Below are 13,438 nucleotides of genomic sequence, written 5' to 3'. Positions count from 1 at the left end.
TCCGAACCGACAACGTCGGTACGGCTATGGTCGTTTGGCATATAGTCTTTCGCCTGGGTTATACCCGGAAACACTACCTTGAGCCCTTCAGTGCGTGCTAAAAAGAGCCGATATCCCGGAGGCGCGACTGAAAGTCCGGTCCGGCGATTGGCGAATCCCACGCGGACTGTCGCACGGAATCCCGAGGTGAAAGTATGGAAAAAAAAGTGCTCGTCGCGGCAGCCGCCGCGCTGATGTCTTCGGTGGGCGCGCTGCATCCCGAATTCGCCCGTGCCGCTGATGCTACAGCCTCAGCCTACGAAGACTCGAACGTCGACGCATCTCTGGATCCCGGCGAAGAACGCGTCTCCGCCGATGGCGACAATCAGGCGCGCCTGAAAGACCTGCGCTACGCGTATTTCATCGGCTATAACGCGCGTGCCAGGGAAGACTCGAAATCCTATGCGACCTTGGGTGACGAGGTGAAGCATCCGCAGAAGCAGCTTGCCGTGGAGGTCATGCCCGCATCGCCGAAGCCGGTTGCCAGGAAGGTTGCGCCCCCAACGCGGGTCGTAGCGCAAGCCGCGCCGCCGAGGCAAGTATCCGCGCCGGCCGCACCCGCGAAGCAGGTATCCGCCCCAGTCACATCGCCGAAGCGGGTTGCTGCTGAGCGAGCCACGCCGTCCAGGCAGGTCGTTGCACAGACCGAACCGGTGCCGCTGAAGCGCGTTCCCGCGCGAGTCGCGCCCGTGCCGCAGAAGCATGTTTACGCGCAAGTCGAGTCTGTGCCGCCGAGGCGGGTCTCTGCGCCGGTCGCGTCGTTGAAGCAGGCTTCGGTGCAGGCCACACCGCTTAAGCGGGCTGAAGTGCAACCCGTGCCTCTGAAGCAGGTTTCTACGCGGGCTATGCCGTTGAAGCGGTTTGCCGCCGAGTCCGAGCCGCCGATACTGATTCCGACGCAAGCCGTGACGGCATTGCCGGAAGCAAAATCGGACAACGACGACGACGCGCAGGTGACGCAGAGCCGCGATTCGCAGAACGCTCAGCGGGCGGTGCCGCGGTATCGGCAGGCCGATGAGGAACCGCAATACGCCACGGAGCAAGGGACTCAAGCGGCGCAGAACCGGCAATCCCGGCAATACGCGGCGGCGCCGGCCTATAACCAGGCGTCAACTGAGTCTCAGGAGTCAGGGGGATACTCCGGGCGGGAATACGCGCCGCCGCCCCCGCCGCCTCGAACCGTTCAGGCTAATCAGTACGCGCCTGCGCAGTATCCGCCCGCTCAGTACCAACCGGCTTACGCGCAGTCCGCCTACGTACCTCGGCCGCCCGCTCAAGCCGCGGCGCAGCAGGTCGTCATAATGGCCCGCCCGCCTGCCTATCCGGCAGATAACCAGATGTACACGCCACCTGAACTGCGGCGGCCGTACCCTGCCGGTTACGGCAATTCGGCGCAGCCGGCCGGGTATCAGGGATGGGAGTAGGCGTACTCACTCGCATGCGCCGCCGGGCGGGCTGACTCACGTATTTCGGCTCTCGAGACCAATGGAGCGCCAACTGTATCTCTCACGCTGCGTCCACCATCGGTCGCGGCGTTGACACAAACAGTGCGGCCTGTCGGTTAGCGGTGGCGACCGCCTCACCCAACTTAACGCCGCTTGCCAACTGCGCAACCAGGTGACCGATGAACGTGTCACCGGCCCCATGCGATGAAATCACCCGGACTTTCTCGCCCTCAACTGTCCCACTGTCGTCCGCGTGGCCTCTCCACGCCGCTCCATGCGGGCCAGCAGTCACAACGACAGCGCAGCCAAATTGATCTGCGAGCCGCTTGCAACCATTCCAGGCCGATTCGAGATTCTCGACGGGGTCTGCGCCCATCATGGCCGCCTCCACTGCGTTCACGACCAGAATGCTCGTTTGCGCAAGCATGGCTTCGGAAAAAGCTCGCGCTGGAGCTGCGTTCAGAACAACCCGACCACCACGTTTTCGTATCAGCGCCGCCGCCGCCGCATTGATGGTCTCAGGAATCTCATTTTGCAGGACAAGGATCTGTGTCGCTTCCAGCGTGTGCAACCATGCCTTCAACATCTCTTGCGTCAACGAAGCGTTCACCTGAGAGGATACGACGGCAGCATAGTCGTCCGGGGTACGCACAACGATACTCATTCCGGACCGGGCACCCGGGATGCGCACCACGCCATTAGTGCCGATCCTCTGGCCTTCCAGATACGACAGCAGTGCGTCTCCAAAGGCATCGCTGCCCACGGCGCCTAGCATGGCGACGTTGGCGCCGGCGCGAGCACATGCAACGGCCTGGTTCAACCCTTTGCCGCCCGGTGTCTGGTACCAGTCACTTCCTATCAGCGTTTCACCTAGCGTTGGGAGCCGCGCAGCGCTCACCAACACGTCCATATGCAGACTGCCCAGAACAGCAACTGCTTCGCTCATACAACGCCTCGAATTCATATCTTGAACGGATCATCAAACGCAGGAATCCTCCCTGCTCCACCCGCTGCCTATCGCCGCCCGCGGGTCAGCCTGTCCACCATCATGGCAAGCAGAATCACCACACCGGTTGCAAGCAATTGATAGAACGCCTGAACGTTCATCAGCGTCAGCCCGTTACGCATGCCCCCCAGGATGATCGCCCCGAGCAAAGTGCCGATTACACCGCCCTTGCCCCCAAGAAGCGATGCACCGCCAATGGCCGCCGCCGCAATCGCGTCAAGCTCCCACAGGTTACCCAGGACCGGCTCTGCGGCGCCGAGCCTCGCCACCACGATCATCGCGCCCAACGAGGCCAGGCCGCCACTGATCGAATAAGCCAGGATCTTCGTGCGCTCGACCGGCACGCCTGCAACCCGTGCAGCTTCCTCGTTGCCGCCCACTGCGAAGATGTATTCGCCAAGCGGCATCTTGCGCAGCATCACCCACGCCAGAATCGCCACGACCGCGACGATAATAACGGACATCGGAAGGCCAAAGAATGTCGCCGACAAGGCATTGCGGAATGCATCCGGAATGCCAAGAACAGGATTTCCATCAGTGAAGATAAGTGCCGCAGCGCGATAGATGCTAAGCGTCCCGAGTGTCACGATGAATGGCTGCAACCCGCAATAGGCAACAATGACGCCGTTGATCGCACCACACACGGTTCCCACCAGCACGCCTGCAACGAACCCGACCGAAGGCGGCAGACCTTTCACCATCAATGTCGCCGCGACCACTGCGGAAAGCGCCGCGACCGGGCCGACCGACAGATCAATGCCGCCGCTGATGATAACAATCGTCATGCCGATAGCGACGCAGGCGTTAATCGCGCTCTGCTGAAGAATGTTGACGAAGTTCTGCGCGTTGAGAAACTCCGGAGCGATGAAGGCGAAGGCGGCGAAAATCAGCGCCAGGCCAATCAGCGTGCCAAGGTCACGGATCGAAACGGGCGATGTGGTAGTGGTAAAGACTCGAGCATTCATGGCATTTCCATCAAGACGGTTGCGAAGATGCATCGCGAGGAATGGCGAGCGTCATGATCGCCGCCTCGGAAAACTCCTCGCTCTTCAATTCCCCCGATATGCGGCCCGATTGCATGACCAGCAAACGGTCGGACAGCCGCATGACTTCGTCGAGCTCGGACGAAACGATGATCACACTTCGACCGTCGTTCACGATCTGCTCTATCAGTTGATAAATTTCCTGCTTCGCGCCCACATCGACGCCACGTGTAGGCTCGTCGAATATCAGAACGTCGGCGCCTGAATTCAGCCATCGGCAGATGATCGCCTTCTGCTGGTTGCCTCCGCTGAGAAGACGGATGGCGCGCGAGAGCTTCGGTGGCCGCAGGTTCACCTGCTGGGCGAGTGCCGTTGCGCGTCGATGTAATGCGCCGCGTCGCACCAGTCCGCCCCGCGTCCACCTGTCGAGTACCGGCAGGCAGATGTTCGAGAAGATCGATTGCATGGGAATGATGCCGTCCACCTTCCGCTCCTCCGGAACCAGCGCAATTCCCGCCTTGATCGCATCGCGCGCGGACCGCAGTTTGAGACGCCTGCCGTCCTTGTGAATCTCGCCCTGGTCCGCCCGCTCCACGCCGGCAAGCAGCCTCACCAGTTCGGTACGCCCGGCGCCAACCAGCCCCGCGATCCCCAGGATTTCGCCCTTGTGAAGCGTGAGCGAAACATCCCGTACCCGTTCTCCCCAGGACAACGACTGTGCGGAAAGCACCGTATCTGCACGGTCATATTGCCGCTTGGGCCATGACACCAGTTCCCGCCCGACCATCTTGTGAACCAGTTGTTGTTGCGTCACATCGGACAAGGCCAGTTCGTCGATGAATTTGCCGTCGCGCAACACGGTGGCCCTAGTGCATACCTCGAATATCTCGTCGAGCTTGTGCGAAACGTAAATGACCGCCACGCCCTGGTTGGACAGTTGTCGAATGATGCGGGCGAGCTTCTCGAACTCCGCAGGCGTGAGGCTCGAAGTGGGTTCATCCATCGCAATCACTCGAGCCTCGGCCAGTAAGGCTCTTGCGATCTCCACCATCTGCTTTTGCGCAACGCTCAATTGCCTGATTTTCGCGGTGAGCGGAATCGTGGCGTCCAGCGGCGCAAGGATCGTCCGCGCCTTGTCGACCATGGCGGCCCGATCGAGCAGACGACCCCGGCTCACGATCGGAGCACCCAGAAACAGATTCTGGACCACATCCAGTTCCGGAATGAGTTGCAGCTCCTGGTGGATCATCGCGATTCCGGCCCGCTTCGCGTCTTTCGGGAAATTGAGCGTCACCTGTTTTCCGTCGAGAACAATCTCCCCGCTGTCGGGGCTGATCACCCCCGAGATCACCTTCAGCAGGGTGCTCTTGCCCGCTCCGTTCTCGCCGACAAGCGCATGGACCTCTCCCTGAGCGACCCGCAGATGCACGTCGGTCAAAGCCTTGACGCCAGGATACTGTTTGTTGATACCGCTGAGCTGAAGTGCGTAGGAGGTGTTCATGGGCTCGACCAGTTGCTGACCATCCACGCGCCGTGGCGGACCGCCCGGCGCTCTGCCGCCTGACTCTTACTGCTTGGCGCTGTCCTCGATGAGGGCCTTGCGCTGCGCGTCTTCACCGCCAGTCTTGTAACGGGCATAGTTCGCCTTGGTCACCAGCGCTTGCGGTGTCGCCACCACACGGGGAACCTTCTGGCCGCCGAGAACACGCAGCGCCGTTTCGACTGCCACTTCACCGGTCAGCACGGGGAAAGAATCGACCGTGCCGGTCAACTCGCCGGCAAGGATCGACTTGTAGGCGTCGCTGGTTCCATCCGTGCCGATCACGGCGATCTGCTTCAGCTTGCCCGCGGCCTTGACTGCCTCGACCACCCCAAGCGCCATCGTGTCGTTGTTACAGTAAATGCCCACCAGATCCGGGTGTTGCTGCACGATGGTGGTGGCTGCGTCATACGAGGTTTGACGGTCCCAGTTACCGGGCACGCTCGCGACTACCGTGAATCTGGTCGACTCCTTGCTCAGCGTCGACTTGAAGCCATCCGTTCTTTGCACGGCCGCATACACGCCGGCCATGCCTTCGATGACGGCCACCTTGCCACCGGTCGGGCGATTCTGAATGAACCATCGCGCTGCACGCACGCCGTTGTCGCGCTGCACATTGCCGATGTAGTGTTCGGCCGAGGGAATCACGGCGTCGTTGACGTTGATGACCGGCACGTTTGCCTTGGCAGCCTCAGCGAGTACCGGCTGCAGGTTTGCATCGGTCTGCGGCGAGAGCAATAACTCGGCGTATCCGCGCGTTAGCATGTTCTCTGCAATTGCCAGTTGGCCAAGCTGATCGCCTTCGCCCTGCGCGGCCTGGACGTCGACCTGGATACCATTTTTGCTGCCACCGGCCTTGTAACCTTCGCCGAGAAGACGCCAGTACTCGTTGGTCATGGTCTTCGCGACGCCGCCGATCCGCGTGCCGGCCTTGGGCTTGGGTACCGGGCCCAGTTTCGCACTCAACTGCGACCATTCGATGCGATCCGGCTCGCGGTCCGGATCGAGCGGTTTCAACGTGTCCGCGCTTGCCGTGTGCATCAGTTGAAAAAACACCAACGACGCGACTACGCCCCAGTACTTGTTCATGTTGTCTCCTGCCATTATCGATTGTTGGAATCGCGGGCCCATTCCCTGAAGAATGGGCCCGCTCAGGCTCAGGCATAGGCCGCACCGAACAGCGCGGTTTGAACGATGCGCTGTGACGTGAGAGCATCCTGCTTTTGATTCGCAGCACGAAGCGCTTCGTCGCTGGCCAGTTTCTTTGCGATGCTCATCATCGCGTTGACGGTCTTGATGTTCGCCTCGGTCTCGGCGACCGGATCGAGCGAAATCGCGTCAGGGAAGGTGTCGAAGTAGATCACGCCGTCGTATCCATCGCGCACGAGTTGCGTGAGCAACTCGATTGTCTGGATAGTGTGGACGGAGCCGACCATCATGCCGTCATCGCGGTGGCCGTATGCGTCGTTCAGATGAAGGCCGGCGAGACGGCAGTGCTTGCTGACAAGGGCTGCCGTGCAGGCAGGCTGCTCGCCGGCATACAGCACGTGACCGAAGTCGAGCGTCATGGCCAGGTTTTTGAGGCCGAGTTCCTTGATCGCGAGCAGCGTCGTGCCGGCATTGTTCAGCACCGAGAATGCGCGCGGCTCGTTCGGCTTGTACTCGAGACTGAACGTGACATCTGGCGCGTACTCAGCAAGCTCACGAATGCCCTGGACCTGGAGATCCCACAGTTTCTGGTAATCGGCATGGAACGGATATTCGAATCCGTCCTGTCCGGGCCAGAAGGTCATCAGCGAGGCGCCGCATACGCGCAGGTCGTCCAGGCCACGCTTGGCGAGATCGATCGCGGATTGGCGAATCGCCGGATCGGGGTGAGTCAGCGAACCACACCGGAATTCGGGCTCGCTGTAGTAGCGCATCGCGAATCCGTTCAGCTTGAGCCCCAGGGCATCGAGCTGGGACGCCCGGGTGCGCGCGTCTGCATCACGGAAATGGTTCGGGTAGTTGAGGTCGACGTGTGTCAGACCTTTCACTGTCTTTGCGCGCTCCAACAGTTGAAGGACCGTCGGTTTGCCGGTCAGGCCGGGCCATTGCAAGTCTGGCCGTGTGCCAAAAGAGTTCAAACGTGCTGCGAATTTCATGCTCACTCCCGTCGTGTTGGATCGTGTCGCCATTCTCGTTACTTTACTTCATTCAAGTCAACAGTAAAGTTATGAGGGTTTACATCGATCTGACGGGGAGCGACACTCCGGTGCGGGATTCTCGTTGAACCCTCTTAACGCCGCTTGTGCGCCACTACGCCCATTGTTCTCGCCAGTCGATCCTCTGCAGTCGTGTAATCGCGCTGCGCAGTGGCGACAAACAGGGCGTCAATAATGTTGAGTTGAGCGATACGAGCGGCCGCGTTCTCGCCCATCAAGGGAGAGCCCTGCGCCGTTGAGCACAGCACCGCATCGGAAAGTGCGGCCAGCGGGGAATCAGGATAATTGGTCAGCGCGATGATCGACGCCTTGTTCGATTGCGCCACCTTGGCGGCCGCTATCAGGTCGGTCGTCTGGCCGGAATGAGAGACGATGAGAACGACATCTTTTTCCGTGAGCAGGGAGGCGGACATCAGCATCAGGTGAGTGTCGTCGTAGGCCGTAGAACGGACGCCGATGCGCAGAAACTTGTGCACCGCGTCACGGGCAATCTGCGCGGAGCCGCCAAGGCCGTAGAAATCGCGCTGTCGCGCGCCAGCCAGCAACGTTACCGCTTTATCGAAGGCGTGGATGTCGAGGATGGCCAGGGTTTCTTCAAGTGCCTTGATTGCAGTGCGAAAAACCTTGGTCAGGATCTCCTGAGAACTGTCCGTGGGCAACAGCTCCTTGTGCATTTCGTTGACCGGCAACCGGTTATACGCGGCCACCGATTGCCGCAGCTCACGGAAGCCCGAAAAGCCGAATTTTTTCGCCGTCTTGACGACCATGGCCTCGGACATCCCCACCCGGTCGGCCACATCCTTCAGCGGGGTGGTCTCGACAAAATCGGCATCGAGTATGGTTCGCAGGAAAGCGTTCTCGAGGGGCGTGAGCGCAGTGGCCAACATGCGCAGCCGCGGGCCGACCAGATGCGCTGGAATATCGTTGTTTTGCATGTTGGCGCTACCTGTAAAAGTGAATACTTCGCTCCGAATACCTTCCGGTGGTCGGTTCGTTTCTTTACTATAAATTGAATGAAAGTAAATTTTCCGGGGCGCGCCGGTCTCTGACCGGGCGCATCCGCACAGTTTACAGGCTGACGCGCCCGAACGGCTCCTGCCAGCAATCCAGCCCCCGGTCGCCTCAACCCAATCCAGCGCTGCGAATCATAGCTTCTTCGGCATACGCCTCGGCTGGAGTCAAATTACCTAACTCGACCGAAAACGTGGCAGACTCTCCGCCCGCAAGCTGCCGCACAAGCCCCTTGCGCTGTTCCGCCGTATAACCCTCTACCTCGCACGTAGCGGGCATGGCGAACCCCGCTACCTGGGCGCGGCTGTTATTCAGCAGCCAGCGGATCGCATGCGGAAACTCCTTCTGCCGGTAACGCATGCAAAACGCCGCGCCATCCACAGCTTTCAACATCAAGCGTGTCAGCCCATCTTCGTTCTCACGCAAGCCACGGAGATAAAAGACGAGTTCGGGATCAAACAGCGTGACATCTTCCAGCCGCTCAGTTTGAGAAGGGTTGCGTCCCATGTCCTCGAGTCGTTGCAGATACTCAGGGTTCGACCGGACAATCGCGGGGACCGCCGCACGGATAGCCGTGTGGGTCGCATCAAACGGGGCGGGCTGAATCAGATGACCGCCCGGCAAAAAAGCGAAATTCGCGTGGCACATGTACATCAGGTCCATCGGCTCCCGTCCCAGGTTGCGCACCACCATCCGCACCTCGAAACAGGCGGAATCCGGTCGCAAACGCACGGCCGGCTTCGCCAGATAGTGATCTCCGAAGCCACGCAGGTACTCGCACTCGCTGACCAGTTCCAGCCAGGGACCGCGTTCATCTTCGCCAATTATCAACTTCGCGTTCTCCATCGGCGCGCACGGCATTTCTCCGTGCAACGCATGGTCGTCCTCCGGGCCCGGATTACCGTTACGCAGAATGCCCGAGTGGTACAGGAAGCATCCGTAAGTGGCGAGCAGATCATGCGTCGGCCGTGGTGACCGGAACGGACTGCCCATCGTGAGATTGACGTCATCGAACCGGGCGCTCCAGATCATTTGCCCACAGTAAGGCAGCACCTCTACGAAGCCGCGTCCGTTCTTCAGGCGCACTGCAGGCACCCCGGTTTCAAAGCGAAACAGCTCGGCACTGAAAATATCGCTGCTCACCACGCTGCGGCCTCGATCACCGAACTGATCCGGACTGAGATGAACTTCGAAGGAATGCATGGTTGCGCCTCGATGGGTGGCCTCATGGCTCATGCCAGAGTCCCAACGATTTTCACTTAAAATCATTTTACAGTAAAGTTACCAAGGGCCGGTCGCGTGAGACATGCGTAGTTCCGCTTGCCTGGCCAGCCGACATCGGCCGCGCGGAAGTGGTGATTTTTTTGGCAAAAGCGCCGTCTAATATGGCATTCCACCATCCATTCGGGATCCGTCCCCACGGCTTTTCCCGACAGGGGCATCGACTCCAAGGGTTTTTCCTCACTTCACCATATAAAAACAATTGGTAAAGTTAAGTCTGGACAGGGATTTTGCAGTACCGCTGACCGAAGACCCGCCATTGCGTCCGGATATCTGCCGCGGCCGACGAAGTCAGCACATACAAGCGCTGCGCGTTTCCCGAAACATCTCTATAGATTAGGAACCCTCATGAATCGTCGACAATGCCTTTCGGTGCTGGGCGCTACGATGCTCGGCAGCAGTCTGTGGGAAATCCCGACCATCGGCCGGTCTGCCGAAACCAAAACGATGGTCACCGTAGTGAAGGAAGCCGGTGTGCCGTGGTTCAATATCCTCAACCAGGGTCTCAACGAGGCAGCCGCCAAATATTCGATCCAGTCGTCGATGACGGGTCCCGCAACGCCCGATCCCGCACAACAGGTCAAGCTGATCGAGGACTTGATCGCGCGCAAGGTTGACATCATTGGTCTCGTGCCGCTCGATACGCGCGTGACCGAGCAGGTCGTGCAACTCGCCCGCAAGTCGGGAATTGTCGTGATCACCCAGGAAGGCGCGACCCAGCAGGGTAAGACGTGGGACGTCGAACTGATGAGCGCGCAGGCTTACGGCGAAGCACAGATGAAGTCGTTGGCGCGTGAGATGGGTGGCGAAGGGGGTTATGCGATCCTGGTAGGAACGCTGACGACGACGGGTCACAACCAATGGGCAGATGCTGCGGTTGCCTATCAGAAGGCCCATTTCCCGAAGATGCATCAGGTCGCAGACCGCTTCCCGGGCGCCGATCTCATTGATGAGTCCACGCGCGTCGCGCAGGAGATTCTCCAGACTTACCCGGACATTCGCGGCATCGTCTCGATGGGTTCGAACGGTCCTATCGGGGTTGGCAATGTGTTGCGCCAGCGGGGGCTTCAGAAGCAGGTCGCACTGGTTGGCTCCGTGATTCCCTCCCAGGCAAAGCCGCTTATCGAAGCCGGCGTGATTCGCGAAGGCTTTCTGTGGAGCCCTCACGACGCCGGATACGCGATGGTCGCCGTGGCACACATGACGCTGGGCGGCGACAAGTTCGCCTCGGGTATGGACGTGCCTGGGCTCGGCAAGGCGACGGTCGACGAGACCAACCGCGTCGTGATGCTCGATCGCATTCTGACCATCAACAAGTCGACCATCGACGGTCTCATCAAACAGGGTCTGTGATCGACATGAGCCCGAACCCGTCTCCGGCTGTCCAAGGGGCCGTGCGAGAGCCTGCGAGCCTGCCGCGCGCAACACCGTTCATCCAGCTGGATAACGTCTCGAAACGCTATGGCGGCGTGCAGGCGTTATCGGCCGTCAGCCTGACGCTGCGGCGCGGCGAGGTCCACTGTCTTTGCGGACAGAACGGTTCGGGAAAGTCGACCCTGATCAAGATCATCGCGGGTGTCGAGCGTCCCGATGCCGACAGCCACATCACCATAGACGGGCAACGCCAGACCCATCTCACGCCGGCTATCAGCACCCGTCTGGGTGTGCAGGTCATCTACCAGGATCTGTCGTTGTTCCCTAACCTCACCGTCGAGGAAAATATCGGCGTCGCACAACACGCGGGGCGTTGGCACCCGGTGAATCGCAAAGCGATACGCGAAACTGCGCGTCAGGCGATGGATCAGCTCGGTATCGCCCTCGATCCTCAGGTTCGGGTAGCGGCACTCGGTATCGCCCAGCGCCAGCTCGTGGCCATCTGCCGGGCCATGGCGGCTCAGGCGCGCCTCGTGGTCATGGACGAACCCACTGCGTCGCTCACGCGCCATGAAGTCGACGCGTTGCTGTTGTTGACCCGGCAGCTTCAGGAGCGAGGGGTCACCGTACTCTTTGTCAGCCACCGGCTCGACGAAGTGATGGAGGTCGCAGAACAGGTGACCGTGTTACGCGACGGCGTCTCTCAAGGCTGCTACCCCGCCAGCGAGATGAATGACGAGCGCCTCACGATGCTGATGACCGGACAGGCCTATGGATACAAGCCTAGACAGATCGATCACAGCAATGCGCCCGTGGCCCTCGCGACCCAGGGACTCAGCCGCGCCGGCGAATACGAGGACATCACGCTTGAGGTTCATGCCGGTGAGATTCTGGGAGTGACGGGTTTGCTCGGCGCAGGACGCACCGAACTGGCGCTTTCCCTCTTCGGCATGACGCAGCCTGAGCGCGGGGAAATTCGCCTTGACGGCGCAACAGTCAGCCTCGCCAGCAACCGCGACGCCATCCGGCACGGCATCGCTTATCTGGCGGAAGACCGACTGAGCCTCGGCCTCGTTGTCGAGCAATCCATCGGCTCGAACATTATCGTCTCCGTGCTCGACAGTCTGACAAACAGACTCGGTCTGATCAGCACCAAGCGGCGCAACCAGGCGGTGAAGCAGGGAATCGAAAGTCTGCGCATCAAGACCCGAGATCCGGACAACGCCGTGTCCACGCTTTCAGGCGGCAATCAGCAGCGTGTCGTCCTTGCCAAATGGCTGGCCACGAGGCCTCGAGTTTTGATTCTCGACAGTCCAACCGTCGGCGTGGATATCGGTGCAAAAGATGGCATCTATGAAGTCATCCGGGAACTCGCCGCGCAAGGCATGGCGGTCGTCATGATTTCAGACGAGATACCCGAAGTGCTATTTCATAGCGATCGCATCCTTGTGATGCGGCAGGGTCGCATTGTCTCCGAACACATCGCCGGCACAACCAGCATCGATACCCTCGAGGAGGCCGTCCATGGCTGAGCGTTGGCGTCACCTGCGCGGCACGCCGGAAGCGCGACTCATTGGCGTAGTCGTTTTGATGAGCATCGTTTTGGCGATTGCGACTCCACGCTTCGCGACAGCGCAGAATCTGATGGATCTCGTCACGTCTACCGCATTCACCGGCATTCTGGCGACGGGCCTGCTGGTCGTGCTGGTCTCGGGCGGCGTCGACATATCTTTTGCTGCGACTGCCTCCATCACTCAGTACATCGGCCTGACGCTCGCCAATCATGGGATGGTCGGATGGACAGGCCTGATCCTCGTGTGTGTTCTGACCGGAGCATTGCTGGGACTGGTCAACGCCTTGCTGGTCAGTACGCTGCGGCTATCGAGCATCATTGTCACCATCGCGACTCAAAGCCTGTTCTACGGGTTATTGATGAGCATCACCAAAGGTCAGGACATCTACTCCCTGCCGGACTGGTTCAGCAACGGGCTGCACTGGGTCATTTACACGGATTCGCATGGCGCAGAGCAGGCCCTGAACCTCCAGATCGTCACGCTCGTGATCGTGATTGCTTTCACATGGTGGATGATGAGCCGCTCCAGCGTGGGTCGCCAGATCGTGGCCATGGGCGGCAATCCGGAGGCGGCGCGCCGCGTCGGTTTCAAGGTCTTCCAGCTCAATCTGATCGTCTACTGCTTGATGGGAATGGTAGCAGGGCTTGCTTCGCTGGTCCATGCGCAATACGTCCAGTCGGTATCTCCTTCGGCGCTCGTTGGTCGCGAACTGGACGTGCTGGCGGCGGTGGTTCTCGGAGGCGCAAGTCTGAATGGAGGGATCGGCAGCGTACCTGGGACCGCGCTGGGCGTCGTGCTCCTCGCCATCTTGCAAAATGGTCTAGCGTTGCTGGGCGTTTCGTCCTACTGGTCAGAACTCTGTACCGGCGTCGTGATCCTGTGCGCCGTCGCAACGATGGCACGACAACGTGCACAGCGCAAAGCCGTTCTTCAGGAGGCCGTCGCATGAGCCTGCTTCACACAAACCACGAGGCCCGAACG

General features: G+C 60.3%; 11 protein-coding genes. 4 read left to right on the top strand and 7 right to left on the bottom strand.

Going from position 1 to position 13,438, the window contains the following annotated elements; genetic code table 11:
• The first annotated feature begins 194 nt into the window (after window positions 1-194).
• Window positions 195-1,463, top strand: coding sequence for a hypothetical protein (locus tag AC1ECK_RS02035; protein ID WP_480315338.1), 1,269 nt, complete (start codon window positions 195-197; stop codon window positions 1,461-1,463).
• Window positions 1,464-1,545: 82 nt separating this feature from the next.
• Here the strand turns inward: AC1ECK_RS02035 and AC1ECK_RS02030 are convergent, their stop codons facing one another.
• From AC1ECK_RS02030 to AC1ECK_RS02000, 7 genes are all read right to left on the bottom strand, one after another.
• On the bottom strand, window positions 1,546-2,430 hold the full coding sequence (locus tag AC1ECK_RS02030; RefSeq protein ID WP_480315336.1) for a ribokinase: 885 nt from the start codon (window positions 2,428-2,430) through the stop codon (window positions 1,546-1,548).
• Window positions 2,431-2,498: 68 nt separating this feature from the next.
• Window positions 2,499-3,455, bottom strand: a complete 957-nt coding sequence (locus tag AC1ECK_RS02025) for an ABC transporter permease (RefSeq protein ID WP_480315334.1) — start codon at window positions 3,453-3,455, stop codon at window positions 2,499-2,501.
• Window positions 3,456-3,465: 10 nt separating this feature from the next.
• Window positions 3,466-4,974: a sugar ABC transporter ATP-binding protein gene (locus AC1ECK_RS02020; protein ID WP_480315332.1), complete on the bottom strand. Its 1,509-nt coding sequence runs from the start codon at window positions 4,972-4,974 to the stop codon at window positions 3,466-3,468.
• 66 nt (window positions 4,975-5,040) lie between these two features.
• Window positions 5,041-6,102 (bottom strand): sugar ABC transporter substrate-binding protein, encoded by a 1,062-nt coding sequence (locus AC1ECK_RS02015; RefSeq protein WP_480315330.1) that lies wholly within the window; start codon window positions 6,100-6,102, stop codon window positions 5,041-5,043.
• Window positions 6,103-6,170: 68 nt separating this feature from the next.
• On the bottom strand, window positions 6,171-7,049 hold the full coding sequence (locus AC1ECK_RS02010; RefSeq protein WP_480315328.1) for a sugar phosphate isomerase/epimerase family protein: 879 nt from the start codon (window positions 7,047-7,049) through the stop codon (window positions 6,171-6,173).
• A gap of 242 nt (window positions 7,050-7,291) precedes the next feature.
• Entirely contained in the window at window positions 7,292-8,152 is an 861-nt protein-coding gene (locus tag AC1ECK_RS02005; RefSeq protein WP_480315326.1) for a MurR/RpiR family transcriptional regulator, read from the bottom strand.
• A gap of 187 nt (window positions 8,153-8,339) precedes the next feature.
• Window positions 8,340-9,431 carry a DUF4432 family protein gene (locus tag AC1ECK_RS02000; RefSeq protein ID WP_480315324.1) on the bottom strand — a complete coding sequence of 364 codons (1,092 nt, stop codon included), beginning with the start codon at window positions 9,429-9,431 and terminating at the stop codon, window positions 8,340-8,342.
• Window positions 9,432-9,857: 426 nt separating this feature from the next.
• Here AC1ECK_RS02000 and AC1ECK_RS01995 point away from each other — a divergent pair, with 426 nt between their 5' ends.
• Genes AC1ECK_RS01995 through AC1ECK_RS01985 form a run of 3 tightly spaced genes read left to right on the top strand, consistent with a single transcriptional unit; the run spans window position 9,858 to window position 13,406 of the window.
• Window positions 9,858-10,862: a substrate-binding domain-containing protein gene (locus AC1ECK_RS01995; RefSeq protein WP_480315322.1), complete on the top strand. Its 1,005-nt coding sequence runs from the start codon at window positions 9,858-9,860 to the stop codon at window positions 10,860-10,862.
• Between the two features lie 5 nt (window positions 10,863-10,867).
• On the top strand, window positions 10,868-12,415 hold the full coding sequence (locus tag AC1ECK_RS01990) for a sugar ABC transporter ATP-binding protein (protein WP_480315320.1): 1,548 nt from the start codon (window positions 10,868-10,870) through the stop codon (window positions 12,413-12,415).
• On the top strand, window positions 12,408-13,406 hold the full coding sequence (locus AC1ECK_RS01985; RefSeq protein WP_480315318.1) for an ABC transporter permease: 999 nt from the start codon (window positions 12,408-12,410) through the stop codon (window positions 13,404-13,406). The genes AC1ECK_RS01990 and AC1ECK_RS01985 overlap by 8 nt, the downstream gene beginning before the upstream one ends.
• Window positions 13,407-13,438: the final 32 nt, after the last annotated feature.

The sequence above is a fragment of the Paraburkholderia sp. SSBN10T genome (genome assembly GCF_056619545.1).
This window is presented reverse-complemented; position numbering and strand designations above follow the sequence as displayed.

What these genes read in the sequence shown, in the direction of transcription:
- AC1ECK_RS02020 (WP_480315332.1), bottom strand. Translation starts at nt 4,974, where the DNA reads ATGAACACCTCCTACGCACTTCAGCTCAGCGGTATCAACAAACAGTAT.
- AC1ECK_RS01995 (WP_480315322.1), top strand. Translation starts at nt 9,858, where the DNA reads ATGAATCGTCGACAATGCCTTTCGGTGCTGGGCGCTACGATGCTCGGC.
- AC1ECK_RS02035 (WP_480315338.1), top strand. Translation starts at nt 195, where the DNA reads ATGGAAAAAAAAGTGCTCGTCGCGGCAGCCGCCGCGCTGATGTCTTCG.
- AC1ECK_RS01990 (WP_480315320.1), top strand. Translation starts at nt 10,868, where the DNA reads ATGAGCCCGAACCCGTCTCCGGCTGTCCAAGGGGCCGTGCGAGAGCCT.
- AC1ECK_RS02015 (WP_480315330.1), bottom strand. Translation starts at nt 6,102, where the DNA reads ATGAACAAGTACTGGGGCGTAGTCGCGTCGTTGGTGTTTTTTCAACTG.
- AC1ECK_RS01985 (WP_480315318.1), top strand. Translation starts at nt 12,408, where the DNA reads ATGGCTGAGCGTTGGCGTCACCTGCGCGGCACGCCGGAAGCGCGACTC.
- AC1ECK_RS02025 (WP_480315334.1), bottom strand. Translation starts at nt 3,455, where the DNA reads ATGAATGCTCGAGTCTTTACCACTACCACATCGCCCGTTTCGATCCGT.
- AC1ECK_RS02005 (WP_480315326.1), bottom strand. Translation starts at nt 8,152, where the DNA reads ATGCAAAACAACGATATTCCAGCGCATCTGGTCGGCCCGCGGCTGCGC.
- AC1ECK_RS02000 (WP_480315324.1), bottom strand. Translation starts at nt 9,431, where the DNA reads ATGCATTCCTTCGAAGTTCATCTCAGTCCGGATCAGTTCGGTGATCGA.
- AC1ECK_RS02030 (WP_480315336.1), bottom strand. Translation starts at nt 2,430, where the DNA reads ATGAGCGAAGCAGTTGCTGTTCTGGGCAGTCTGCATATGGACGTGTTG.